The sequence below is a fragment of the Arthrobacter sp. 4R501 genome (assembly GCF_002929755.1).
Lineage (GTDB): Bacteria > Actinomycetota > Actinomycetes > Actinomycetales > Micrococcaceae > Arthrobacter.
This window is the reverse complement of the sequence record NZ_PJIW01000033.1, coordinates 1-24,221: the sequence shown is the minus strand read 5'-3', so window position 1 is coordinate 24,221 and position 24,221 is coordinate 1. Positions and strand designations below refer to the sequence as shown.

21 protein-coding genes are annotated in these 24,221 nt (G+C 62.4%); 11 read left to right on the top strand and 10 right to left on the bottom strand.

Features of this window, described 5'->3' with window-relative positions; translation table 11 throughout:
- Positions 1–115 precede the first annotated feature (115 nt).
- Positions 116–1,855: a helix-turn-helix domain-containing protein gene (locus CXR02_RS21425; RefSeq protein WP_104063833.1), complete on the top strand. Its 1,740-nt coding sequence runs from the start codon at positions 116–118 to the stop codon at positions 1,853–1,855.
- A 7-nt stretch (positions 1,856–1,862) separates the two neighbouring features.
- Here the strand turns inward: CXR02_RS21425 and CXR02_RS21420 are convergent, their stop codons facing one another.
- The 7 genes from CXR02_RS21420 to CXR02_RS21390 all read right to left on the bottom strand — a co-directional run bounded on the left by CXR02_RS21420 (position 1,863) and on the right by CXR02_RS21390 (position 9,780).
- Positions 1,863–2,777, bottom strand: coding sequence for a LysR family transcriptional regulator (locus CXR02_RS21420; protein ID WP_104063832.1), 915 nt, complete (start codon positions 2,775–2,777; stop codon positions 1,863–1,865).
- A 79-nt stretch (positions 2,778–2,856) separates the two neighbouring features.
- Positions 2,857–3,759: a 3-hydroxyacyl-CoA dehydrogenase family protein gene (locus CXR02_RS21415; protein WP_104063831.1), complete on the bottom strand. Its 903-nt coding sequence runs from the start codon at positions 3,757–3,759 to the stop codon at positions 2,857–2,859.
- Positions 3,760–4,566 carry an enoyl-CoA hydratase/isomerase family protein gene (locus CXR02_RS21410; RefSeq protein WP_258061167.1) on the bottom strand — a complete coding sequence of 269 codons (807 nt, stop codon included), beginning with the start codon at positions 4,564–4,566 and terminating at the stop codon, positions 3,760–3,762.
- Entirely contained in the window at positions 4,566–5,789 is a 1,224-nt protein-coding gene (locus CXR02_RS21405) for an acetyl-CoA C-acyltransferase (RefSeq protein ID WP_104063830.1), read from the bottom strand. Before CXR02_RS21405 ends, CXR02_RS21410 begins: the two co-directional genes overlap by 1 nt.
- Positions 5,790–5,867: 78 nt before the next feature.
- Entirely contained in the window at positions 5,868–7,070 is a 1,203-nt protein-coding gene (locus CXR02_RS21400) for an acyl-CoA dehydrogenase family protein (protein WP_104063829.1), read from the bottom strand.
- 17 nt (positions 7,071–7,087) lie between these two features.
- Positions 7,088–8,374, bottom strand: coding sequence for a CaiB/BaiF CoA-transferase family protein (locus CXR02_RS21395; protein WP_258061166.1), 1,287 nt, complete (start codon positions 8,372–8,374; stop codon positions 7,088–7,090).
- 29 nt (positions 8,375–8,403) lie between these two features.
- Positions 8,404–9,780, bottom strand: a complete 1,377-nt coding sequence (locus CXR02_RS21390; protein WP_104063827.1) for an NAD-dependent succinate-semialdehyde dehydrogenase — start codon at positions 9,778–9,780, stop codon at positions 8,404–8,406.
- 338 nt (positions 9,781–10,118) lie between these two features.
- Here CXR02_RS21390 and CXR02_RS22710 point away from each other — a divergent pair, with 338 nt between their 5' ends.
- On the top strand, positions 10,119–10,286 hold the full coding sequence (locus CXR02_RS22710; protein WP_219816473.1) for a hypothetical protein: 168 nt from the start codon (positions 10,119–10,121) through the stop codon (positions 10,284–10,286).
- Positions 10,287–10,473: 187 nt separating this feature from the next.
- Here the strand turns inward: CXR02_RS22710 and CXR02_RS21380 are convergent, their stop codons facing one another.
- Positions 10,474–10,986 carry a PadR family transcriptional regulator gene (locus CXR02_RS21380; RefSeq protein ID WP_181037326.1) on the bottom strand — a complete coding sequence of 171 codons (513 nt, stop codon included), beginning with the start codon at positions 10,984–10,986 and terminating at the stop codon, positions 10,474–10,476.
- 108 nt (positions 10,987–11,094) lie between these two features.
- On the opposite strand from CXR02_RS21380, the gene CXR02_RS22705 reads away from it, so the two are divergent.
- The 8 genes from CXR02_RS22705 (at position 11,095) to CXR02_RS21345 (ending at position 19,256) form a co-directional block, all read left to right on the top strand.
- A complete protein-coding gene (locus tag CXR02_RS22705) occupies positions 11,095–11,379 on the top strand; it encodes a hypothetical protein (protein ID WP_219816472.1) in 285 nt (94 codons plus the stop codon).
- Positions 11,328–12,449, top strand: a complete 1,122-nt coding sequence (locus CXR02_RS21375) for an MFS transporter (RefSeq protein ID WP_258061165.1) — start codon at positions 11,328–11,330, stop codon at positions 12,447–12,449. Before CXR02_RS22705 ends, CXR02_RS21375 begins: the two co-directional genes overlap by 52 nt.
- Positions 12,442–13,443: a zinc-binding alcohol dehydrogenase family protein gene (locus CXR02_RS21370; protein ID WP_104063825.1), complete on the top strand. Its 1,002-nt coding sequence runs from the start codon at positions 12,442–12,444 to the stop codon at positions 13,441–13,443. Before CXR02_RS21375 ends, CXR02_RS21370 begins: the two co-directional genes overlap by 8 nt.
- 26 nt (positions 13,444–13,469) lie before the next feature.
- A complete protein-coding gene (locus tag CXR02_RS21365; RefSeq protein ID WP_146072580.1) occupies positions 13,470–14,132 on the top strand; it encodes a family 16 glycoside hydrolase in 663 nt (220 codons plus the stop codon).
- 367 nt (positions 14,133–14,499) lie between these two features.
- Positions 14,500–15,654, top strand: a complete 1,155-nt coding sequence (locus tag CXR02_RS21360; protein WP_104063823.1) for a sugar ABC transporter substrate-binding protein — start codon at positions 14,500–14,502, stop codon at positions 15,652–15,654.
- Positions 15,655–15,782: 128 nt separating this feature from the next.
- The gene (locus CXR02_RS21355; RefSeq protein ID WP_104063822.1) at positions 15,783–17,294 is read left to right on the top strand and encodes a sugar ABC transporter ATP-binding protein; all 1,512 of its coding nucleotides are present in this window, start codon (positions 15,783–15,785) and stop codon (positions 17,292–17,294) included.
- On the top strand, positions 17,287–18,279 hold the full coding sequence (locus CXR02_RS21350) for an ABC transporter permease (protein ID WP_104063821.1): 993 nt from the start codon (positions 17,287–17,289) through the stop codon (positions 18,277–18,279). Before CXR02_RS21355 ends, CXR02_RS21350 begins: the two co-directional genes overlap by 8 nt.
- Positions 18,276–19,256, top strand: a complete 981-nt coding sequence (locus CXR02_RS21345; protein ID WP_104063820.1) for an ABC transporter permease — start codon at positions 18,276–18,278, stop codon at positions 19,254–19,256. Before CXR02_RS21350 ends, CXR02_RS21345 begins: the two co-directional genes overlap by 4 nt.
- Before the next feature lie 1,357 nt (positions 19,257–20,613).
- Here the strand turns inward: CXR02_RS21345 and CXR02_RS21340 are convergent.
- Entirely contained in the window at positions 20,614–21,402 is a 789-nt protein-coding gene (locus CXR02_RS21340) for an SDR family oxidoreductase (RefSeq protein WP_104063819.1), read from the bottom strand.
- Between the two features lie 334 nt (positions 21,403–21,736).
- Between CXR02_RS21340 and CXR02_RS21335 the strand changes: the two genes are divergently transcribed.
- Entirely contained in the window at positions 21,737–21,895 is a 159-nt protein-coding gene (locus CXR02_RS21335) for a LysR family transcriptional regulator (RefSeq protein WP_252603295.1), read from the top strand.
- Between the two features lie 505 nt (positions 21,896–22,400).
- Here CXR02_RS21335 and CXR02_RS21330 read toward each other — a convergent pair.
- On the bottom strand, positions 22,401–24,221 hold a 1,821-nt coding region (locus CXR02_RS21330; protein WP_308470705.1), incomplete at its 5' end, for a helix-turn-helix domain-containing protein.

Genomic DNA, 24,221 nt, shown 5'->3' with positions numbered 1-24,221 from the left:
GGCAACGGCGCTTGCGATTGGGGGTTTGATACCCGGAGGGCAATAATCCGACCTGCCCGGTCCCCTCGGAAGGCGGACACTCAGACGTACGAACGAACATTGCAAGGGTGCACAAATGACCGATCCCGTACGGGAAGCGCGCGAGCAGCTGATTCGCGTAGGACTCACCGGCATCTACCACGCTGACACCGTGCCGGATCTCATCGTGCGTAGCTGGCGCAGATCATTAAGTAGCTCGGTGGAAGCTTCGGCACCTCCGCAGCGCTTCCGGGACGTGGATACGGACACGTTGCTTGGCAGGGCCGCCGTGCCTGTTTTAGACCGTTGGCAGCACCAGTTGGCAGACACTGGAACCACACTCTTCCTAAGCGATCGCGGCGGCAGCATCGTGGATAGGCGGACGAGCGACGGCAGTGAGCGACGGCGCCTCGACAACATGCATGCGGCCGAGGGCTTTGACTACTCCGAAGACTCGATCGGCACCAACGCCTTGGGAACCTCCATGGTCGAGAAGCGGCCGGTGTTCGTCAAGGGCAGCCAGCACTATAGTGATGCGCTGGCCACAAATGCCTGCGCGGCGGCGCCCATTTATACGCCAGCAGGCCTAGTTGTGGGTTCTATCGCTTTAGGCGGACCCATGGAGGATGCCAATCCAATCATGCTCTCGCTCACGCGGGAGATCAGCCAACAGATCGAAGAGAGGCTTCGCACCTCGTCCAGGCCCCAAGACCTTGCACTTGCGATGTCTTTCATGCGCTTTTCCAGTTCCCAGCGACCCACGGTCGTGCTGGATCACGAATCCATTCTCGCCAACACGCCCGGATTGCCGTACGTAAACGTCGCTTCGCACGTGATGCTGTGGGAAGTGCTCAACACCCACAACTGGTCTTCTGCCCCCATGCTTCGTCGCGAACTTGAGGGGACAACGATTGAGATTACGGCCCGCAGGGTCACCGATGGCCCACGCGGTCATTTCGTGGTGCACTTTTTCGAGCCGGATGCGCTGCCTCACGGCGGGCGCCATGAGACGGGCGTATTGGGCCGCGGTAAAAATTCTCTTGTGGCACCGCCAAGGACAAAGGCGTTCGGGGTGGCTGTCGCTGTCGTCGAGGGGCCGCCTGGTTCCGGGAGACTGACGGCGGCCGCGGACCTGCGCGCAAGCTGGGGCAGTACTGGAACGCCGGAAATGTTTGTGATCGCATCCGAGTCCCGAGTTCCGTGGAACCAGGTGCAGGACCTGCTGGAGCGCGGCCTGGACGTCATCGTGCGCCGCGTCGAGGAGATCAGCACGGACGAATTTCTTGCATTTACCACTGTGTTGAAGGCAGCCGGGAAGAGACTGGGCTCTGACGGCCGTTCGGGACGCCTGTTCGTTACAGTTTCGCGTGAACATGCCTCTCCGGATGTTCAAGTTCTCGTGGACAGCATCGGCGCAACGGCACGAACGTTGCCCCTGAGTCAGGCTCCTGAACGAATTCCGGGTTTGGTGACGCGAATACTCAATGAGGTGGATCTGGATTCACGGCACACCATTTCGCCGGCTGCTCTGCAGTCACTGGTCCAATGGAACTGGCCCGGTAACATTGCCGAGTTGGCGGAGACTCTTTCCCAGCTCGTGCGTACGGTAAACGCTTCCGTGATTGAGAGACGGCATCTGCCTAAGCACCTACAGCAGGCTCCTCCGCGGCGTCACTTGTCACTCCTCGAATCCGCTGAGCGGGATGCCATCATCAGGGCGTTAGACGCTGCTGGCGGGAATAAATCTGAGGCCGCGGAATTGCTGGGGATGGGAAGGACCACACTTTACCGCCGCCTCCGGCAGCTTGGACTCGAGCCGGGGGAAGCGACCCTATGAATCGACGTCACTCGTATGGGGGCTGAATGCGGAACGCTTCATCGAGATTCATGACTTCATGGAGTACGGCCTTCACTGCCGGATTCGTGTCGTTCCGGCGCCAAGCCGCCCTGAGATCTACATCGGCCGTCGTATCGTCCAGCGGAATAAAGACGATGTGGGGATCGGTTGCGTTGACTGCTACTGAGGCCAATGTTAGGTGGCATCCGACTTCCGCGCTGACGAGGGCCAATGCCGTCTGCGTGTCGGGTGCCACCTGAACGATGCTAGGAACGAATCCGTTGTCCCGCGCGAGACGTCGGAGCCGGTCGGGAAGCACAGCCCCCTCATAAGAAGGGAGCGAAACAAAGCCCTCCGCCGCCAGCTGGACGATCGCCAATCGACGGGCTCCCGCCAGTCGGTGGGTGTCGGGGAGCGCGATGACCAGTGAATCCCGCGACACCACCTTGGAAGCGACTTCTGCCGGGATCACGTCCCAGCGTCCGAAGGCGATGTCCGTGTCACCCTGCACAAGCTTGGTCATTGCGGGCTGCGCGAAATTCTGGCTGGAAAGGTCCAACTGAATCCCTGGGCGTTGAGACCTCACCAAGCGGGCAAGCCGCGCAACGAGTTGGTGCGTTGAGACACCGGCGAAAGCTATGCGAACAAGGCCCGACTCGCCGCCATCAGCCGAACGGACCGCATCTTCCGCGCGACGCAGGGCTTCAAGGACTTCCGTGGCCGGCCCTATCAACGCCCGACCGCTGGACGTCAGTTTCACGGATCGAGTTGTCCGGTCGAGGAGGCGGGAACCCAGCTCAGTTTCAAGTTGCTTGATGGTCCTGCTGAGCGGCGGTTGGGCAACGTGCAGGCGTTCCGCTGCGCGGCCGAAATGCAGTTCGTCCGCGACAGCAAGAAAGGCAACAAGTTGGTTGATTTCCACTGCATCTCCTCCGCGCATTATTGACGCAAGCGTATCACTGGTGTCCTTGTGTCGGAGTAAGGGGTAACAATCGACCTGGCTATTCGGGCGACTGCGACCAGTCGAAGAAGCCCTTGCCGGTCTTGCGGCCCAGTTCGCCGCGGGCCACTTTGTCGCGAAGTATCTGCGGGGGTGCGAAGCGCTCACCCAGCGTCTTGTGGAGGTACGTGGCGATGCCTAGGCGCACGTCCAGGCCCACGATGTCCGTGGTGCGCAGCGGCCCGGTGGGGTGTTTGTAGCCGAGGACCATGGCGTTGTCGATGTCCTCGGGGCTGGCGACGCCTTCCTCGACCATGCGCATTGCTTCGAGGGCGATGGCTACGCCGAGGCGGGAGGACGCGAAGCCCGGGGCGTCGTTGACAACGACGGCGGTCTTGCCCAGTCCATGGACCCAGGTCCGGGCCTGCTCGACGAGTTCGGGGCGGGTCTGCTGGCCGATGACCACCTCTATCAGGGTGGAGGCGGGGACCGGGTTGAAGAAGTGCAGTCCGAGGAAGTCCTGGGGCCGCGCCAGCTCGTCCGCAAGCCCGGACACGGACAGGGAGGACGTGTTTGAGGCCAGCACGGTTCCAGGGGTGAGCTGCTCCTCGACCCGTCGGAGCGCTGCCACTTTCAGAGCCCAGTCCTCCGGTACGGCTTCCACCACCAGCTCGCGGTCCGCGAAGTCGGCGTAGTCCACGGAAACGGAGAGGCGGGAGACCATCTCGGCGAGATTGCCACCCGGATTCCGCTCGACTGTTTTCGCTGCGGAGGAAGCGACCCGCTCACGGCCTGCCTGGGCGGCGGCTTCGTCGCGTTCGACTACCACCACATTGGCCCCCTTGACGAGGAACGCGTGGGCGATGCCCGCGCCCATTCGGCCGCCGCCGAGGACGCCTACGCGCGCCGGGAAGCCGGAAGGGAGGCCGTTGGGTCGCCTGGCTGGCACTAGTGGGTTGTTCATTTACTTCTTCTTCCTGTCGAGGAATGCCTGCATGCGGTCGAATTTGGCCTGGGACTCGAAGAGCATGCCTTGGGCCAGGGTGTCGATGACGGGATGGGCTTCCCGCGGAGCGTGGAACACGGCTTTGGTGATGCGTACTGCGAGCGGATCCTGCGCCGCGATGGCGTCCGCCAGGGCGTGGGCTGCGTCGAGCAGCGTCTCCGGGTCCACGAGTTCTGTGATGAGCCCGATGGCGAGGCAGTCTTCGCCGGTGAGGATCTTGCCGGCCAGCAGAATATGCTTGGCCAGAGGCTCCCCGACGAGTTCCTTCAGCCGCCAGGTGGCACCGGCCGCGGCCAGGATGCCCAGGTTGGTCTCGGGATTGCCCATCCGTAGCGCCGAAGTACCGAGGCGGAAGTCAGCCGCGTAGGCCAGTTCCGCCCCGCCGCCGAGCGCAAATCCGTCCAGCGCGGCAATGACGGGCATGGGCAGCTTCGCGATCCGGTCGAAGACCCCGGAGTTGATCCCTGCCAGGGCGTCGTCACGGCGCCGCTCGCGCAGCTGGCCAATATCGGCACCGGACGCGAAGACGGCGCGTGCTCCGGTATCGGGGTCACCTGGCGTGCCGGAGAGGATCAGGATCTTCGGTGTGCGCTCGAGGTGCGTGCACACGGCGTGCAGCTCGTCCACCATTGCCTGGTCGATGGCGTTTTTCACTGCGGGCCGGTGCAGCCGGACCGCCAAACGGTCCTCACGCTCCTCAACCAGCAGCGTGACGAATCCCGAGGTATCAAGGCGCGTTCCGGCGTCGTTCATTACTTCTGTCATCAGATGCCTTCCAGCAGCAGTGCTGTGCCTTGTCCGACGCCGACGCACATGGTGGCGAGGCCGAGCTTGCGGCCCTGTGTGGCTTCGCGTTCGAGGCGCCCGAGCAGGGTGATGACCAGTCGGGACCCGGAGGAGCCGAGCGGATGGCCGAGGGCGATCGCGCCGCCGTCGTTGTTAACGGTGTCGGGTTCGAGCTTAAGTTCGCGCATGCAGGCCAGGGCCTGGGAGGCGAAAGCCTCGTTAAGTTCGACGGCGGCCAGATCGGCTACCGCGACTCCGGCGCGGGCCAGGACCTTGCGGGTGGCCGGGACGGGGCCGATGCCCATGATTTCCTGTGCCACGCCGGCGGACGCGCCGTCGAGGATGCGGGCGCGGGGGGTGAGGCCGTATTTCTGCACGGCGGCTTCGGACGCGACGATGATCGCCGAGGCGCCGTCGTTGAGCGTCGAGGAGTTCCCGGCGGTGACCACGCTGCCGCCCTTGACCACCGGGCGCAGGGCGCCGAGGACGTCCGTGGTGGTTCCGGGGCGGGGGCCTTCGTCGGTGTCCACGATGGTTTGTGTGCCTTTGCGGCTCTTGAAAGTCACGGGGACGATTTCGTCGGCGAAGTGTCCGGCCTCGATCGCGGCGAGGGCGCGTTCGTGGGAGCGGACGGCGAAGGCGTCGCAGTCTTCACGCGAGATGTCGTAGGCGCGGGCCACTTCCTCGGCGGTCTCCGGCATGGAGAACGCGGCCTTGCCGTCGCGGGAGAGTTCCCCGGACAGGAAGGCGGGGTTGGGGAAGCGCCAGCCGATGGAGGTGTCAACGACGGCTCCGGGTTTGGCGAAGGGCTTGTCCGGCTTTTCCATGACCCAGGGGGCACGGCTCATCGACTCCACGCCGCCTGCGACGACGATGTCCGCGGCGCCGGCCTTGACCATATGCGAGGCCATGATGATGGCGGACAGGCCGGAGGCGCACAGGCGGTTGACGGTGATGCCGGGGACGGTGTCGGGGAACCCGGCGAGCAGCCACGCCATGCGGGCGACGTTGCGGTTCTCCTCGCCGGCACCGTTGGCGTTACCGAGGATCACCTCGTCCACCACGGCCGGGTCAATGCCGGCGCGTTCGACGGCGGCCCGCACCGTGAGTGCCGCTAGATCGTCCGGACGCACGGAAGAGAGCGAACCGCCATAGCGGCCCACGGGCGTGCGGGCGCCGCCAATTAGAAAGGCCTCAGCCATGTTTTGCATTCCTTTGTTCGTGTCGCTGGCGTTCTGCCGCGGTCAGTTGTCGCGATCCGCGATGGCGGACCGGGAAGCTTAGTTGAAGGCGGAGATACCGGTGATGTCGCGGCCCACGATGAGAGCCTGCATGGAGTCGGTGCCCTCATAGGTGGAGACGACTTCCATGTCGGTCATGTGGCGGATGACGTGATTCTCCAGCAGCAGGCCGTTGCCGCCGAGCAGCTCACGTGCCTCGTTGCAGATCCATTTGCCCTTTTGGGCGGTTGCCATTTTGACCATCGACGCCTGTGCGACGGTGAGCTGGCCCCGGTCCGCGAGTTCGGCCATGCGGTTGCACAGCAGCTGCATGGTGGTGAGTTCGCTGAGCATGTTCGCCAACCGTGACTGCACCAGCTGGTACGATGCGATCGGTTTGCCGAACTGGATGCGGGTCTGCGCATAATCGGAAGCAATTTCGAAGGCAGCCATGGCATGACCAACCGCCTCCCAAGCTGCGCCGCCCCGGGTTGCCTGAAGTACGCGGGACACGTCACGAAACGAGTGGCATCCCTCAAGCCTGTTGGCCGCGGGCAGGCGCATTTCCTCGATGACGATGTCGGCCTGGAGGATGGCACGTTTGCCCACCTTGCCGGTGATCACGGTGGGGGAGTAGCCCGCCGGGTACCGGCCGTCGTCGTCCTTTTCGATGACGAACGCGTTGACGTTCCCGTCCTCGGTGTTGCGGGCGAACAGGACAATGACGTCCGCGACGTGCCCATTGCCGATCCACCGTTTGTGGCCGCTCAAAACCCACTGGTCCCCGTCGCGGCGGGCGCTGGTCTCCAGGGCGACGGAGTCCGAGCCGTGGTCCGGTTCGGTCAGGGCGAAGGCTCCTGTTTTTTCAATCCGGGCCAGGGCTGGGAGCCAGCGTTCTTTTTGCTCGTCGCTGCCAAGAATGTTCAGGGCCCCCATACAGAGATTCGAGTGGATGCCGAGGAAGGTGTTGAGGCTGCCGTCGGCGCGGGCCATCTCGCGGGCCACCATACCCGCTGCCTTCCGGCTCATACCCGGGCATCCATAGCCCTGGATGATCGTGCCCATGATTCCCAACTCGGCTAGCGGCGGCAGCAGTACGGTGGGGAACTCGGCCTTCTCCCAGTACTCGTTGATGACCGGCAGGACACGCTGCTCGGCGAACGCACGGACCTTGTCCCGGATGCCGATCTCCTCGGGGGTGAGGTCGTCATCCAACAGGAAGTAATCGGAGAGCGTTGTGCGCTGATCAACTGTGGTTGTCATGATTGAACTTTCTGTTCTTAAGCTTGCTGGAACTGTGGTGATGCTGCGGCGGGGACTGCTGCTCCTGGGGACTCTGAGCGTAGCCACGCGAGAATGGGCTCTCGGTGGGCATTGTGATCCGGCGGGGCCATGTCGTAGCTGACCGGGGTTTCGGAGAAGGTGATGGGGTTGCGGATCCCCGGCAGAGCAGAGTCGCCGGTACCTACTGTGACGACGGGATCCAGGCCGATCCGTTCGGCGAATTCAAGGCCCTGGCGGACGTCGTTGATCGGCGCGCAGGGGATCTGCGCCTCTGTGAGGACCTCGAACCATTCGGCGGAACTTCGGCTGCGGAGGGCCTCCAGCAGCAGTGGCCTCAGTGCCTTGCGGTTGAGGCTGCGCTGGGGAGCCGTCGCGAAGCGGTCGTCGCCGGTCAGGGCCGGCGTGCCGAGTGCCTGGCAGAGCCGGCGGAACTGGGGGTCGTTGCCGATGGCGATCACAATGTCGCCCTCGCCCGTGGCCAGCGGCTCATAGGGGTAGATGCTGGGGTGTTCGTTCCCGAGCCGGGTGGGCACACTGCCGCTGAGGAGGTATCCAGCGGTCTGGTTGACCATGCCGGACAGGGCGGAGGACATCAGGTTGACTTCGATCCGCTGGCCTTTTCCGCTGCGCTGGCGTTCCTGGAGGGCGGCCAGGATGCCGATGGCCGCGTGCAGGCCGGTCATCACGTCAAACACGGCCACGCCGGACCTGTAGGCGGGAGTCTCGGGCGAGCCGGTCACGCTCATGAGACCGGACATGGCCTGGACCAGGAGGTCATAGCCGGGGAGGGACGCGCCGCCTGCCGTCCCGAATCCGGTGATGGATGCGTAGACAACGCCGGGGTTTGTTGCCGCGACAGTGTCATAGTCCAGGTCAAACCTGTTCAGGCCGTTGGGCTTGAAGTTCTCCACCACCACGTCCGCCTGACCGGCGATCTCCTGGGCAATGCGCCGGTCCTCGGGGTCCTGGAGATCGAGGGCGATGGAGCCCTTGTTCCGGTTAATCGAGAGATAGTAGGTGGACTGGCCGTCCCGGACGGGAGGCTTCCATGCCCGCGTTTCGTCGCCGTCGGGGCTTTCGATCTTCACCACCGTGGCGCCCATGTCAGCCAGCAGCATGGTGCAGTACGGGCCAGCAAGCACGCGGCCGAAGTCGGCCACGAGGAGCCCGGCAAGGGGTCCGCTGCCGGTGCGGCCGAACATGTCAGAGCCGAGCGGCGCGTCTGGTGCCGCGGACTCTGCGGCCCGATGCCTTGCACTGAGGGGGCTTGTTTCAATCGTCACGATGCTCCTCGAAGTCTTCGTCGCAGGATCTATGCCTTGGGGATCCGGACGAGCTTTTTATTGGCGAATTCGTTGATCCCGTACTGGGCGAGTTCACGGCCGACGCCTGAACGCTTGACGCCACCAAAGGGCAGGTCGGGGGCGCTGCGGCTGATGCTGTTGATCCACACCATGCCGGTTTCCAACTGGTCGGCGAGCTGCTGGGCGTAGTCGACGTCGGCGGTGTAGATGGAGCTGGACAGGCCGTAGGGGGAGTCGTTGGCCAGGTCGATGGCAGCCTCGGGGGAATCCACATGGAAGACCACTGCTGCCGGGCCGAAGATCTCTTCCGAGTAGGCGCGCATCTGGGATGTCACGCCGGTCAGCACCGTGGCAGGGTAGTAGGCGCCCGGTCCGTCTGGGCCGGCACCGCCGGTGTAAGCGGTTGCGCCCTTGGTGACGGCGTCCTGGACCAGCTCGTCAATTTCTTTGACGGCGGACTGGGAGGACAGGGGACCGAAGGTCGTTTTTGCATCCGTGGGGTCACCGGGCGTGATCCTGGACATGGCATCGGTGTAGCGCTTCAGGAATTCGTCGTAGATGTCGCCGACGATGATAAAGCGTTTGGACGCTGTGCAGGCCTGGCCGCCGTTGTACATGCGGCCGGAAACGGCGCCGGCCACGGCCTTGTCCAGGTTGGCGTCCGGCAGCACGATGAACGGGTCTGAACCGCCCAGCTCCAGCACGTACTTCTTCAGGTGGCGTCCGGCGACCTCTGCGACGGCGGATCCGGCCTTCTCCGATCCCGTCAGGGAGACGCCCTGCACCCGCGGGTCCGCGATCATTGTGGCGATCTGGCCGCTGGTGGCAAACGCGTTGATGTAGACGTCGGCCGGCAGCCCGGCATCCCGGAAGACCGATTCGATGGCCAGCGCCGACTGCGGGCAATTGCGGGAGTGCTTCAGGATGACGGTGTTGCCGAGCGCGATGTTGGGCGCGGCGAACCGGGCCACTTGGTAGTACGGGAAGTTCCACGGCATGATGCCAATGAGGGGTCCGATGGGTTCGGTGCGGACCACAGCCCTGCCGGTCCCCTTGACGTCCAGGGGCTCCTCGCGGAGGAAGCGCTCGGCATTGTCCGCGTAGTAGTCATAGATGGAGGCGACGAGGGCAACCTCGCCCTTGGCCTCCGCCGTCGTCTTTCCTACTTCAAGGGTCAGCATGGCGGCCAGCTCGTCGGAGCGTTCGCGGTGCAGCTCGGCAACCCGGCTGAGGATGGCAGCTCGTTCGGCGAGCGGGACGGCGCGCCATTCACGGTATTGCGTGAATGAGCGCTTCAGTACGTCCTGTACGTCCTCGTCGCTGAGGGACGGGAACTCGGCAACGCGTTCTCCGGTTGCCGGGTTGGTGGTTGCGTAATTGCTCATCGTCCTGAACTCTTTCTGAAGGCAGTTTGTCTTAGGACTACGATCCCAGCTGCCGGCTATACAGTCCAATACTTATTAGGGTGCTTATTGATGACAATTTCGTAATAGTCACCTAAGGGAGAGCGCGCTGCAATGACAAGCATCTTTGCAGCGAACTGCATAAATCCTCCCTGTAATAGGTATTGGACCGCGGGTAACCTGGATGGCGCTTTGGTTCGACGGGCGTCGTCTGCCCAAAAATCCCTTGCACTAAGGAGTCGAGCCGTGAGTTCCCTTTTTGAGCCCTACACCGTCAGGTCGTTGGAGATACCCAACCGCGTGTGGATGTCGCTTAGTGCATGTACTCGGCGGAGAGCCGCGGCCCCGAAACGGGGTGCCCCACGGATTGTCATCTGACGCACCTCGCCAGCCGGGCTGCAGGGGGAGCCTGCCTGATCATGGTGGAGGCCACGGCTGTCCGGTTCGATGGCCGGATTACGCCGTGGGACCTCGGGCTGGAACGCTGAACAAGAGAAAGCCTTCGGCCGAATAGCCAGGGCATCCGCGAACATCGTGCGGTCGCTGCCATCCCGCTCGCACCTGCCGCCCTCAGGGCGGCCAACAGGATTTTGGCCGCCCGCCTAAATGGCCTCCGGCGAGCGCTTTTCCCCAGTTTTCCAGGGATTTTCTAACGCCGATAGTTAACTTCGTAAGTCAGATGCCCAGGGATTGCCGAATCCAGGTGATTTCGGCACGGCTGGCGGCCTGGCCGATGGTGAGCATGCCTTTGCGGTAGACGTCCTGTATTTCTGCCCGGCGCAGCGGGCGGCCGTTGTCGTAGAAGAAGCTGGCTGGGGCCTCGAGGAACTGGAGGCGGCGCCGGAGTACGTCGTGCTGGTCGTTGATGTCGGGAAGCTGGGACAGGAAGGCGAGAACGACCATAAACTTGCCGAGGTCGGTCACGTCGCCGGCTGATGCACTCCGCAGTCGCTGGTGGAGTTCTTTCCTGCCCTCTGGTGTGAGTTCTAGCGTGTGGCGCTGCGCGGCGCGTCCTTTCTCGACATGCCGGACGATGGCGCCGGCTTTGATCAGGCGTTGGATGGCCGGGTACAGGCTCCCGTCACTGATTTCACGGGCGAAGCCGTACAGTTCGTTCATTTTCCGGCGCAGTTCATAGCCGTGGAGCGGGCCCTCTGCGAGGAAGCCCAAAATCATCAATTCCAGCACGAACGCCATGCTACATGACATGAATATGTCGGAACGAGGCATTATCTCGTCGTTACCTCGTTTCGAGGTATATGCTGGGGTTTCGCCTCCTCCGTTGAAGGACCTCCCATGCCCTCATTGCTTGTCCCCGGTTCCGGCAGGCCGGGTCTTTCCCGCGGCCGCCTCGCCATAGCTGTGGTCTCGACCGTGGTGGAGTGGTACGACTTCACCCTGTTCCTCTTCCTGAGTTCAGTACTGTCCCGGGTCTTTTTTGGCGACAGCCCGACGGGCGTCCTGATGACACTGGGGACGTTTGCTGTCTCGTATCTGCTGCGCCCCGTGGGCGGGTTGGTGTTTGGTATGTGGGTGATCGGTGGGGAAGGCGCCCGGTTCTTCTGGCGTCGATGGCGTTGATGTTCCTGGCCACGGCCGGGATGGCTGCTTTGCCCACATTTGCCCAGGTGGGTGAATCGGCGGCCTTGTGGCTTCTTGCCCTTCGTTGCGTTATGGCGTTCTCTGTTGGCGGCGAATACACCGGGGTTATGACCTACCTCCTGGAGAGCAGCACGGCAAGGAACCGCGGACTGGTTACCTCATTGGCTGCGGCGGCCAGCGAAATCGGTGCGTTGCTGGCGGCCGGCATTTCGGCCCTGACGGTTCTGTCGCTTTCCGCTTCCCAGGTCGAGGAGTGGGGGTGGCGGATCCCCTTCGTTGTGGGCGGCGTTCTCGCTGCGGTGATCCTGGCTCTCCGGTCGGCCCTCCCCGAAACGCCGTTGTTCATGCAAAGCCGACTGGCAGCACAGAGGGAGCCAGTAGTACGTATTTTGCGGCGTCAGTGGCGTGCGGTAGTTCGTACGTTCTTCATTTCGGGACTGTGCTCGGCTGCCTATTATGTGGGGATCATCTATCTGCCCACGTACCTGATTTCGGTCCAGGAATGGAGCGAATCCTCGGCCATGGGTCTGGCAACGCTTGCGGCCGGCGTCGTCGTCCTTACTTCTCCCGTGGCAGGTTGGCTGTCCGACCGGTATGGGCGGCGTGCCACTCTGTTGGTCCTTGCGGCCGCGGCGATTGTGCTCCCGGTCCCGATGTTCGCTGCGGCCGGCCAACCGAACGTGGAAGTCGCGGTCTCGGCGGTGGTGGTGCTTGCGTGTCTTGCGGGCAGCCTCAGTGCCGTGGGGGCGTCGGCGATTCCTGAACAGTTCGATGTCAGGGGGCGCCTGACCGCCTTGGCGATCGGCGGGACTGTTGCCACCACGATCTTCGGCGGCATCGCTCCCTACGCCGTGCAGACGCTTACTGAATCGACCAAATGGCCCCTTGTGCCCGGACTCTTGATAACGGCCGTTGCGCTCGCCGCCATCCCGGCCATCCGGCGCGGTCCCGAGACTGCTGCGCGCCAAACAGAACCATCCATGGCTAACCCAGTGAAGCTGGATATTTCACATGACACCGATTCACAAGGAATGAAGGACCATGCCTGACCTGATGCGCGCCGTCGTCCTCGACGGACCCGGGGGCCCGGACGCCCTGAAAATACGGGAGGTGCCCCGGCCAGTTGCCAGGCCCGGTTGGGTCCTAGTGAAGGTCCATGCTTTTGGTCTGAACCGTTCCGAACTGCATTTCCGGCGTGGTCTGGGATCCTTTGGCTCCTTTCCCCGCATCCCCGGCATCGAAGCCACGGGCGTGGTGGTGGAGGCACCCGGCGGAGAGTTTGACGCGGGGAGCCAGGTGGCCGCCCTGATGGGCGGCATGGGCAGAACGTTCGACGGCGGGTACGCCGAGTACGTCACGGTGCCAGCGTCGAATGTCGTCCCGTTCACAAGCCATCTTGACTGGGCCATCCTGGGTGCAGTTCCGGAAATGCTGCAAACCGCCAATGGATCGCTGACCGTCGGCGTCAACGCCGCCCGCGGCAGCAGCCTCCTGATCCGAGGCGGCACCTCATCGATCGGCATGGCGCTGGTCGTCCTGGCCAAACGCCGCGGCATCACCGTCCTCGCCACCACCCGGAACTCCACAAAGGCGCAGGCACTGCTCGACGCCGGAGCAGACCATGCCATCATCGACACCGGAAGCATCGCCAAAGAGGTCCGGGAGATCTTTCCCGATGGTGTGGGCGGCGCTGTTGAGCTCGTTGGAACGCCGACCTTGCACGACACACTTCGGGCCACCGCGGTGCACGGGGCGGTGTGTTTTACAGGCATGCTGTCGGACGAGTGGACGGTGCCGGACTTCTACCCTATTGATTACATCCCCAACGGTGTGCGGCTCACGGCCTATTCAGGCGGTGCCCAAGACCTCCCCGGAGCCGTCCTCCAGGAATTCCTCGACGCGGTGGCAACAGGGGAGGTGCGTGTTCCGATCGGGAAGGTCTATCCCTTTGAGGACATTGTCCAGGCGCACCAGGACATGGAGGACGTCTCGGTGACCGGCAAGCTCGTGGTCACGCTGGGCGGACAATCCGACGTTCCCTAGGGACATTCCGAGGAAAGGAACTCATGATGAACGATCTGAAGCCGAACAGCACGGCGGTGCGTGCACTGGAAAACCTGCCCGCCGGGGCCTCGCTGAACTCCGTCACAGCCGAGAGCGTCAGTGTTGCAGGCCGTCAGGCACTTCGCATCGAACTGACCGCCGCCGCCGCCTCAGGCGTCCCTGGCATCGACTACATAGACCAGCCCACATTCGTCCTGATACCCGCGGATTTCGAAAATGGCACCGTCGAAGTCGATGTGCTGAGCCGGCTCAGTGCGAATGCGCCCGACTTTGCGCGGGCATTCGCTGGCCTTGCCTACCGGATAACGGACAGCCTGGACAGCTTTGAGGCTGTCTATATCCGGCCTCTCAATGGGGCTAAGGTTGACCCGCCGGGGCCTCGGATAGACCGTGCGGTGCAGTATTTCGCGTACCCGGAATGGAAGTATGAACGCCTCCGCGAGGAGTACCCGGACGGCCGCTACGAGTCCGGGGCCGACATCGGCCCGGACGAATGGATCCGTCTGCGCATTGAAGTGCAGGACAGGAGTCTGCGGGTCATGATCGACGGGACGAAGATTCTGGATCTCACTGAAACCAAGGCACAGCCGGCCCGTGGCAGCGTCGGGCTTTTCGTTGACATCGGAACCGTTGCCTTCTTCTCCAACCTGTCCGTCGCGACAACGTGATCAGGGGGAGAAGCTCTCCTACTTTGACCTATAAACATCCATAACGTCGTCCATCTTTGGTATTGGACGCCGAATTAGAGGTGATCGGCCCCGGCGGGTACAACTGACCTCCGGAGCCTGAGGCGCCGGCGCTCTGGTGAGCGGACGCCCTCAACGTAACGTGTTCAAGTTCTGTACATAGCGCGGATCCCGGGGGGTTTCTACGCAAGAATCCAATAACTCGGGCTAAATCCTGGGAACAGGTCAGGAATACGCCCGCAGCCCTACGAAGCACGTGGAACGAAATGGCGTTGCCCCATACACAGAATTCTCTGTACCTCTCCTGCATTTCTAGCCCGAACCCACTCTATTCAAAGGAGCATAGAAAATGCATCATCCGTATCTGGCTACATGGAGAAAAATCGCTGTCGCGGTTTTGGCTGCCGGTCTAATTTCCACTACTGCCGCTTGCGGCACTAACGGCAATCCTTCTCCGGGCGCCAACGTCGGCACCCAAGCTGCCGGCACTGGAAGCATAGATGGCGGTGGCGCTCTTTTGAAGGTTTTCATGCCTTCGACCTCGAACGTGTATCTGGCGGCTGCCTCCCAGTCAATCAAGGACGAAGCAAAGTCCCTCAATTACACCGTCAACATTGTGGAGAACAACTGGGACCAAACTGAGCAGGATCAGCAGGTCCAGGAGTGGCTCGCCACCGGTGAGCGTGCGGCCGCAGTCTTGATGTGGCCGGCCGGCGCCGCAGCCGCAACGAACTCAATTCGACTGCTTTCTGCGCAGGCACCGGTCATCCAGTTCAACAACCTGGTCACCCCCGAGGCGTCCAAATACGTGAAAGCGTACGCGGGGGTCTCGGACACGGGCATCGGCAAGGAAGCCGCACTAAACGCCCTTGCCGCCGTCGAGAAGCTCAAGGCCGAGGGGGTCAAATTTCACGGGCCCGATGGCAAGCCTAACGTGGTAGAGATCCGGTTTACTGCCGGGTACGCCGCTGGTGACGACCGAGAGAAAGCCTTCGCGGAAGCCACGCCCGGCGCGTTCAATGTGCTCGCCGTCGAACCCACCCCGACTGTTGACGCTCAGGGCGGTTTCAAAGCAGCCAGCCAGGTCATTCCGCGCTTCCTTGGACAGGGCATCGACATCGTCTATGCACACAGCAACGACGTAGCCAATGGTGTCGTGCAGGCGCTGGAACAAAACGGGCTGAAGCCGGGAAAAGACGTCATCCTGATCACCGGAACCTCTTCCGGCGACATGACGAACCTGCGCAGCGGCAAGATCTGGTCGGCTACCCTGCAGTCTCCCGTGATCGAGGGCGCACTCGTCGTTCGGACCGCCGCCCAGTACATCGCCACAGGACAGGTGCAGCCAGGCGAAGTCACCATTGAATCCTCGTCGAACAAGCCCGAACTCAAGGTCGAAGCCCCGCATACGGCCACGTACATGATGAACCCCCAGGTGACAGCCGAAAACAACGCCTCATTCGACATCTGGGGCCTCTCGTTCGACAAATTGATGGGCAAATAGGACCTCACAACTGGAGTCCGTTTCAACCGCGGAGCTTCGGATACCTCCCTCAAACGGAGCTATCCGAGGCTCCGCACCTATCCGGTGTGCGCATTTTTGCACCACCCATGTAAACCGAGGAGAAACCAATGACTGGAAGCACTCCCCTCCGCCTTAAGGCGAGCGGCATCTTCAAGTCTTACGGAGCAGTGAACGCCCTGTCGGACGTGCACTTCGAGCTCCGAGCCGGCGAGGTCATGGCCCTGTTGGGCGAGAACGGCGCAGGCAAGAGCACGATCGTCAAGGTCATCTCAGGCCTCGTCTCACCCGACAAGGGTTCCATCGAGATCGACGGAACGCCAGCAAACATCTCAAGCGTCTCGCTGTCACAAGCTGCGGGAATCGCCGTCGTCCAGCAGGAGTTCAGCACGGTCGGAACGATGACCGTGGCACAGAACCTCGTGCTCGGTCAGCTGGCCGCGCCCTGGTGGTGGAGCCCCCGCAAGCTGAATGACAACGCCGTGGCGATTCTTGGGCGCGTCGGGCTGGCGGACCTGAACCCGTCTACGCCGGTTGAGGAACTCTCAGTTGCCGAGATGCAACTTCTTGAGATTGCGCGCGTGCTTGCCAGGGATGCCAAGGTCATCATCTTCGACGAGCCGACCGCCGCCCTCTCGGATGCGGAGATCGTCCGAGTGCTTGGTGCCGTCAAACGTCTCGCGTCGGAGGGGCGGAGCGTTGTTTATGTCACCCACAGGCTGGGTGAAGTTTTCGAGATTGCTGACCGCGTCACCGTTTTCCGTAACGGCATGAGCGAGGCCCCTCTCGAGGTCAAAGAGCTCGACGTCGAGACGATTGTCGCCAAGATGATCGGCCGGGAACTGGGCCACCTCTATCCCGGAAAGGCCGCCGCCGTAGGTGATGTCGTGATGGAGGCACGCGGACTCCGGATTCCCGAGCTCCGATCGGAGATCAATTTGACTCTCCGAAGGGGTGAGATCCTGGGGCTAACGGGACAGCTTGGCTCTGGAACATCTGAGCTGATGGAGGCATTTGCCGGCGTCGGCGAAATTGTGTCCGGTGAAATAATCGTCGACGGCCGGCCACTCAACACTCACGGGCGGCAGAACGGCATCTCCGCGGGCGTCGCGTACTGCTCCGCTGATCGCAAGAAGGACGGGATCTTTGCAGGAGTTCCGATCCGCCGGAACCTATCGTCGCCCTGGCTGCACCGGTTGTCCGCAGTAGGGTTTGTAAGCGCACGGGCGGAGGTCGACGAGACGAATCGCTATGCAGCTCACTTCGCTATCGACCTCAAACGCATGAACTCGAACGTCGGAACGCTTTCCGGTGGGAACCAGCAGAAGGTGGCCCTCGGCAAATGGCTGGGAATCAACCCGCGGGTCCTCCTCGTAGAGGAGCCTACCCGCGGCGTGGATATCGGAGCGCGCGCCGACATCTACGCGCAGCTTCGACGGCTCAGCGACTCCGGGGTAGGCGTAATAGTCAGCTCCTCGGACACCAACGAGGTTCTGGGTCTCTCTGACACAATCGCCACCTACTACCGCGGCGAACAAACATCAATCCGCCCAGCCGAAGAGTGGACCGAATCCGCCCTCGTTCGCGAAGTAATGCATCGTGAGGAAGTGAATCATGACTAGTACAGCAGCAACCATTGCCGCCAATTTCACAGCGCCATCACACCGGGGCAGCTTGGTGCGCTTCATCAACAACTACACGCTCCCGCTTCTTCTGGTGGCAGTGTTTGCTGTGTCGGCACTCAGCACGCCCGACTTCGCAACGTTTGCGAACGTCCGAGCCATTCTCATCAACACCTCAATCGTCGGGATCATCGCTGTGTCGATGACCGCCATCACGATTTCCGGCAACTTCTTCTCGTTAGGTATTGCATCGTCCACGGTGCTCGCCGGGATCATCTTCCTCGCAGTTTCAGGATTGACCGGATCGGCGCTCGCGGGGCTCGGCGCCGCCGTCCTGCTCTCGGTCGCACTCGGGGTCATGCAGGGCCTCATCGTTGGAGCGGGTCTCAACCCCGTTATCACCACCCTCGCCGTGGGTTCGGTTATCTATGGTCTGGTGGCCATCACCACCAAAGGTGCGGTGGTCACTGCGGGCAGCGTTGACGTGGCGTGGCTGGCAACCTGGACCTTCCTGGAAATCCCGCTGCCTGTCTACATTTTCGTGCTCTTCACGGCCGTTGCCTGGTTCCTCACCGAACACACACTTATCGGACGCAACATCCACTTGCTCGGCGCCAACCGCGCCACAGCGAGGAACAGCGGCATCTCTGCCCAAGCGACCACCATCTGGGCTTTCATCTCGTTTGGGGTGGGGCTCGGAGTCGCCGGAGCACTGAATGCCTCACAACTGCATCAGATGCAGGCGAATGACCTTGCCGGACTCACCATGGACGTCATTGCGGCGGTTCTGGTTGGGGGCACGGCAGTATCCGGCGGTGAAGGATCACCCACCCGGTCTGCGCTCGGTGCGCTGCTCATTGTGGCCCTGGGAAACATCATGCTCCTGCATGGTCTCGACGCCGGCTGGCGCGTGTTCCTTGTCGGCGGCATCGTCGTCGTACTCGTCGTAGTTCTTCATGTTCTTAGAAAGGTCAGTACTCGATGAATGCAGCCAAGGAGTTCGCCTTCAAGTACGCGCTCCAAATCCTCGTCCTCATCCTGGTTATCGGCATCATGGCGGTGGTCTCACCCAGCTTCCGTGGCGAGGCTGCGCTCTTCTCGTCGCTTGAACGGCTCATCCCGCTGGGTGTCATCGCGGCCGGGCTGGCGGTCACAATGATCGCGGGGGAGTTCGACCTCTCAGTTGCGTCGATGGCCGCCTTTGCAGGGGCTATTGCCGTACAGCTCGGCGACCTTGGCCTGATCGCAAGCATTCTCATCGCTACAGTCGTGGGTGTACTGCTCGGCTCGCTCCAAGGTTGGGTGATTGCTCGGCTGGGAATCAGTTCGCTTGTATTCACGGTCGGAACGCTGATCCTGCTCCGCGGCGCAACCTGGCTGGCGACCGGCGGCGTCCCGGTCACCCTCACCGACTACAACCTGAGCGACGCACTCATGGTCCGGATCTGGGTCTTCACGCCCCTGTCCCTGACAACCATCGCGGTGCTCGCCGTTCTTGGCATCTTCCTGTCGCGGACACGATGGGGCCGTGAGATATCTTCGATCGGCGGAGCCCGTCAGGAGGCTGTCGCATCGGGGGTCAAGCTCAAATCGCGTTTGGTGCTCGCGTTTGCCATTTCGGGCGGCTGCGGCGCCTTGGCAGGCGCACTGTCGTCCTTCCGCGGCGGGTCTGCAACGCCCGATGGACTGGCCAACATGCTGCTTCTAGCGCTGGCCGCAGTCCTCATTGGCGGAGTCAGCCTCACCGGTGGGCGCGGAGGCATGATAAACGTCGCGTTCGGTATCGTGATCACCGCAGTCCTCGCCGCGGGGATGTCGTCGATCGGTGTCAAGGCCTTCGTTACCGAGCTCTTCACGGGTGTCCTGTTGCTGGTGGTGATCCTTTTGGAGTTCGCCATCGCTAAAGTGGTTGCCCACAACGCCTCTGTGAGGCGGCGCCAGCCTCACCTAGCCGTCACCTGAGAGAGAACCTTCTCACCCAAAAAGGGACAGCATGGTTCCCGGGGCGCTCCTGTCTTGCCAGCGGAGCGCCCCGGGAAATCCACCGGCGTGGTCGACCGAGTACCTGGTCCCAGAGAAATCTGGAAGATCGGGAGCCTTCCTTGGAAGGCACGGCGATAGATGCGTGAAGCGTCAAAACCGCGGTCTGCGTGGGGGAATGTTTGCGACCCCGGCCCGGGTAGGCCCTGTGACGGGTCAAACGGCACCACCGCCCGTATCGGCCTAAACGACGCCAGGCAAGATGTCCGAGTGGAACGGCGTGAGCGCTTCGGGGGCGTGGCACCAATGGTCGCTACAACAACTGTCCGCATTGGGAGTTGCAATTTTGGCAGAGATGAAAGGACCCGGGAAGTCCCGGGCGCCCCGTCGGTTTCTCGGCAACGGCGTGCGCTGATCTCCGCCCAGTCTCTCCGAGTCGGATCGGTTTAAGATAGCGGACCTGATACGTGCCCGCCGCCCGTACCCAGTACAATTGCCGCGGAGCTCGGGGGAGTCAGTGGACAGTGAGCAGGGAGATCCGCTGCAAGGTTCAAAAAGGCTTCTGGCAACGACCGTCCACGCCGTGCCAAGCGGCAGAACAGGGCCGTCAGTGAATCGGGGAGTCGCCAGCGACCTGGAGCTTCGGGGTTTCCTGTTGGCACCCAGAACAAAGCCGGCGCCCCGCCAAATTAGCAAAACGACACACTCCGCTGTTCTGGACAACCGGACGTGCGCCTCGCGCTTGAACCGTCTATCGGGCCCTAAACGGGCGCGGAAGCCTGGATGCAGCGGTGGTTCCTGCCATCTGTCGCGGCCTGGTGCCGGCCATGTCGTGGAAAGGAGCTTTGGACGCGGCGCTCCCCGGACATTGTCAGGATCCGTGACTGCCTCGCGGGAGTAATCGGCGGCTGAGTACCAAAGCCGTGGTACGCCAATTTTCAGTCAAGCAGCTTGAGCGCTGATGCCTCGAGCTGGTTCCGTAGACGGTTTGGGCGCAGAGCAGGTCCAGCGGAAGTGGATGCGGTGCCGAGTCCAAAACAGCTCGCCAGGGGTCGTCGCTGAAAATCCAGGAAGGCCGCGCATAGTTCCGGGGCGCTGAGTATCGTGGAAGGCTTGGCTGGAGTACTCATCCACGCTAGAAAGCAAACGTCCCATGAGTCCGGACTGCGCTTCGTCGAGGTTGCTGAGAATGGTCGCCGAACCCATAAACCATGTGCCTTCCGCAGAGGCACATGAGCTCGTCGAAGGTGCTCTGCCCTAACGGGACAGCGCCGATCGAGAAGTTCGATCTCCTCGTTCGGCGCTGGCCCCTTCGAAGCATCCAAGCATATTGGTGACGTTAGACGAGTACCATACCGCCATCGATCATGATGGTCTGGCCAGTCATATAGTCGGAGTCCGAAGATGCGAGGTAGAGGGCCGTGCCAACCACGTCCTCCGCAACGCCTTTGCGGCCGATCAGGTTCGCTCCGGAAAAGGACTCGAATGCTTCGCCAGGACGGGATGTATCTCCCATGTCCATGAGGTCCAGGTCGAGCTTCTTCCATAGCGGGGTGTCCACAACGCCGGGCGCAAAGGCGTTGGACGTGATTTTGTGCTTCGCCAATGCATGGGCAGCCGACTGGTTCAAAGCGGTCACCGCGAACTTGCTAGCGCAGTAAGATGCGAAATTCGGGTAACCTTGCCGGCCCGCGATGGACGATGTGACTATGAGCTTGCCACCCTTGCCCTGTTTGATCATCTGCTTCGCAGCCTCTTGCTGGCAGATAAGAGTTCCCAGGCCGTTCACGTCCAGGGTGCTTCGGAAGTTCTCTTCGGTGGTCTCCAGGAAGTGTGTCGGCTTTATTATGCCCGCAATAGCAAACATGCAGTCGAGTTGACCGAAGGAATCGACACTGGTCTGGACCGCCATGGCGACGTCGGCTCGGTCGACGACGTTACCCGAAGCAGCAACGGCGCTACCGCCCGCAAGGGTGATTTCGTCCTTCACAGCGTTGGCCGCTGCAAGGTTTAGATCGAAGAGAGTTATGTTCGCCCCTTCTTTTGCAAGCGCGATGGCGATGACCCGGCCCATACCGCTCCCTGCACCTGTGATGAGGATGCTGCGTCCCTCTACACGTCCTGACATGTTGTCTCCTTCAGCTCTAGTGGGAGCATTTGATCAAGAGGCGCAGAGATCGACCGGGCCTCTCCGTGGAGCTGCCCCGTGCTGCGGCCTAGGCGAAGCCTTCGAGCCTTATTCAACACTTCTGGTCAACTCCGTGCCGTCCGTCTCCCGGGATCGTTCCGTAACTGCCCACAAGCTCGTCGGTGAGCTGCAGGGATGTCCCGCAGTTGCGGCACATCCTCATCCTGCCTGTGGATTACCCGCAATTGATTAGCGTGTCCAAATTCTGCACAGTTCTGTCCGGCGCACGAAGATTTCCTCATGGGCGCCGGACAACTGCAGGCATTCCTAATAGTTGCCCAGGAACTTCATTTTCGGGCGCGCCGCCGAACGGCTCCCCATCGCCCGTCCGCCCCGCCGCCGGACGATTAAACAACTTGCGGCCGAACTTGGGACTCGCCTGCTGGACCGCAATACCCGTTCCGCGCTGACACTTCCACTGGACAGGCGTTGAATGCCCCTGTTACCGAGTTGCTCGTGCCTTTGCGCGGAGCGGAAGTCGCGGTCCGATCGCCGACGACGACGCGTGGACTCGTGCGGAATGCTTCGCCAGCGCTTCTACTGACCAACTAGTGGCCCAGCAGCGTGCCAGGCTTGCTGGCGAGGCCTCATCTCGCTAACCCTCTCCGAAGGCGCAGTCATGCCGGAGTGGCCTCGAAGGCTGGCCTATGCCAACGGCCTTGTTGCCGACATCGTAGGGCGGCCCCGGACGCGCAGATGGCGTTGTCAATGGTCAGCGCCGAAGTTGGATGCAATCTGACACTGGCGCCTGTCGCGCGTAAGGCGAAGGACCCACATGTGGTGTTCGTCCCTCCTAATGACTCGACCGCCGATATCCACCTGAGGGCAGGGTGGCGTCGGGACGACACAAGTCCGGCCCTACAGGCCGTAGTGGACGAAGTCATCAGCCTCGATGGCCCGACGCGGGCCGTGACATCGGCGAAGCGCGGCCTTGAAGATCAGATCGACCCTTCGCCCGTATCAAGGCCAAGTTGGCGCAGCCGCCGATACAGGGTCGTCCTCCCCATACCCAGCAGCGCTGCGGCCTCGGATTTGTTGCCTCCGGCTGCGTCGAGCGCCCTGATGATGGCCCCGCGCTCTGCCGTCTCCATCATGCTCATGTGGCGTCGTGGCGGTGACTGCTGTAGATGCTTCGGCAAGTGTCGTCGTTCGATGACTGATCCTTTTGCCTCACGTACGAGGCCTGCCACGGTGTCAGCGAGTTCGCTGATATTGCCGGGCCAGTTCCACTGGACCATCGACTGCAGAGCAGCCGGCGAAATGGTGTGACGCGCTTCCGGATCAACGACGTTCAGGAGGACCCTCACCAGACCGGGAATCCTTTCCGGGCGCTGAGCCAAGCACTCAGTATGCTCCGCTGGTCCGGCGGCATCGATAAACGCCTGGACAATCGGCGCAGCTCGGTCGCGCCAGGAGGTCAGCAACAGGCTGCTGGCACGTTGCCCAGCTGCACGCGCCTTCCGTTGCCGCTCCACGACGCCGGCGAGACTGGGGATCTCGTTCTCGGCTAGCTCCTCCACGCGCCGGATCAGGACGTCCGTGCCGCCGGCTAAGAGGCCCTCCACGGTCGTCCACGGCGGAGCCGCCGCTGCGGATACGACAAACACTTCAAGACGTGCCACACGTTCTCGCGTGGTGCGCAGCCGTCCGGCTACAGTCGCCCGTCCAGAACCACGCGGTCCGTCAACGACGACAACTGCTGGGGCGGTGTTATCCCGCCCTAGCGTGGTAATGGTCGTCTTAGAGGGCGCCGCCACTCCAGAATCGTGGTCTGGAGTTTCGCCAAAACTGGAAAAGTGAACCACGAAGTGTTCGCGCGGCCCATCCACGACCCTCCTTGCCGTGATCTCAATGAAAGTCTCCTCCAAATGACGGCGAAGCGTGCTGTTGGAGGACCAGTTGTGGGAGTTGATCAGTTCCCAGAGCATGACGTGTGATGCGACGTTGACGTAAGGCAGGCCCGGCGTGTTGGCAAGGATGGACTCTTTGTCCATCACCACTGTGGGTCGCTGTGAGCTGGTGAAGCGCATGAAAGACATCGCCAGCGCAAGGTCTTGGGGCCTGGAGGAGGCCCGCAACCTCTCCTCGATCTGTTGGCTGATCTCCCGCGTGAGCGACAGCATGATTGGGCTTGCAGCCTCGACAGGCCCTCCAAGTGAGACTGAGCCCACGACCAAACCTGCCGGCGTATAGACCGGGGCGGCCGCACACGCCAAAGCGGCCAATGCGTCATTGTAGTGCTGGCTACCGTTAACGAATATGGGGCGCCTTTCCACCATGGAAGTCCCGAGTCCATTGGTGCCGATGGCGTCCTCGGAGTAGTCGAAGCCCTCTGCTGCGTGCACGCTGTCGAGTCGGCGTCGCTCACTGTTGTCACTGGTTCGCCGGGCCACGATGCTGCCGCCGCGATCGCTCAGGAAGAGCGTTGTGCCGGTGTCTGCCAGTTGGTGCTGCCACCGGTCGAGGACGGGCACTGCAGCCCGACACAGCAGTGAGTCTGTGTCGACGTCCTGATAACGCTGAGACGCGACGGAGCTTTTTACTGCGCTGCTGATCGATCGGCGCCAGCTTCGGACAATCACATCCGGGACGGCGTCGCTGGACGCGTACTTTCCACTTAGGCCAACGCGAATCAACTGCTCGCGCGCTTCGCGCACCGGGTCGGACATACTGCCCCTTTGCCATGTCGTATGCCGTCCGAAGGCCGTCGGGTTTATTGCCGAATGAGTATGAATCGCGACTTTTCGGGTGGATCGGAA

Excerpts from the sequence above, each read along its gene's own strand:
- CXR02_RS21425 (WP_104063833.1), top strand. The coding sequence starts at position 116 with ATGACCGATCCCGTACGGGAAGCGCGCGAGCAGCTGATTCGCGTAGGA.
- CXR02_RS21415 (WP_104063831.1), bottom strand. The coding sequence starts at position 3,759 with ATGAACAACCCACTAGTGCCAGCCAGGCGACCCAACGGCCTCCCTTCC.
- CXR02_RS21410 (WP_258061167.1), bottom strand. The coding sequence starts at position 4,566 with ATGACAGAAGTAATGAACGACGCCGGAACGCGCCTTGATACCTCGGGA.
- CXR02_RS21405 (WP_104063830.1), bottom strand. The coding sequence starts at position 5,789 with ATGGCTGAGGCCTTTCTAATTGGCGGCGCCCGCACGCCCGTGGGCCGC.
- CXR02_RS21400 (WP_104063829.1), bottom strand. The coding sequence starts at position 7,070 with ATGACAACCACAGTTGATCAGCGCACAACGCTCTCCGATTACTTCCTG.
- CXR02_RS21390 (WP_104063827.1), bottom strand. The coding sequence starts at position 9,780 with ATGAGCAATTACGCAACCACCAACCCGGCAACCGGAGAACGCGTTGCC.
- CXR02_RS22710 (WP_219816473.1), top strand. The coding sequence starts at position 10,119 with ATGTACTCGGCGGAGAGCCGCGGCCCCGAAACGGGGTGCCCCACGGAT.
- CXR02_RS22705 (WP_219816472.1), top strand. The coding sequence starts at position 11,095 with ATGCCCTCATTGCTTGTCCCCGGTTCCGGCAGGCCGGGTCTTTCCCGC.
- CXR02_RS21370 (WP_104063825.1), top strand. The coding sequence starts at position 12,442 with ATGCCTGACCTGATGCGCGCCGTCGTCCTCGACGGACCCGGGGGCCCG.
- CXR02_RS21365 (WP_146072580.1), top strand. The coding sequence starts at position 13,470 with ATGAACGATCTGAAGCCGAACAGCACGGCGGTGCGTGCACTGGAAAAC.
- CXR02_RS21360 (WP_104063823.1), top strand. The coding sequence starts at position 14,500 with ATGCATCATCCGTATCTGGCTACATGGAGAAAAATCGCTGTCGCGGTT.
- CXR02_RS21355 (WP_104063822.1), top strand. The coding sequence starts at position 15,783 with ATGACTGGAAGCACTCCCCTCCGCCTTAAGGCGAGCGGCATCTTCAAG.
- CXR02_RS21350 (WP_104063821.1), top strand. The coding sequence starts at position 17,287 with ATGACTAGTACAGCAGCAACCATTGCCGCCAATTTCACAGCGCCATCA.
- CXR02_RS21345 (WP_104063820.1), top strand. The coding sequence starts at position 18,276 with ATGAATGCAGCCAAGGAGTTCGCCTTCAAGTACGCGCTCCAAATCCTC.
- CXR02_RS21340 (WP_104063819.1), bottom strand. The coding sequence starts at position 21,402 with ATGTCAGGACGTGTAGAGGGACGCAGCATCCTCATCACAGGTGCAGGG.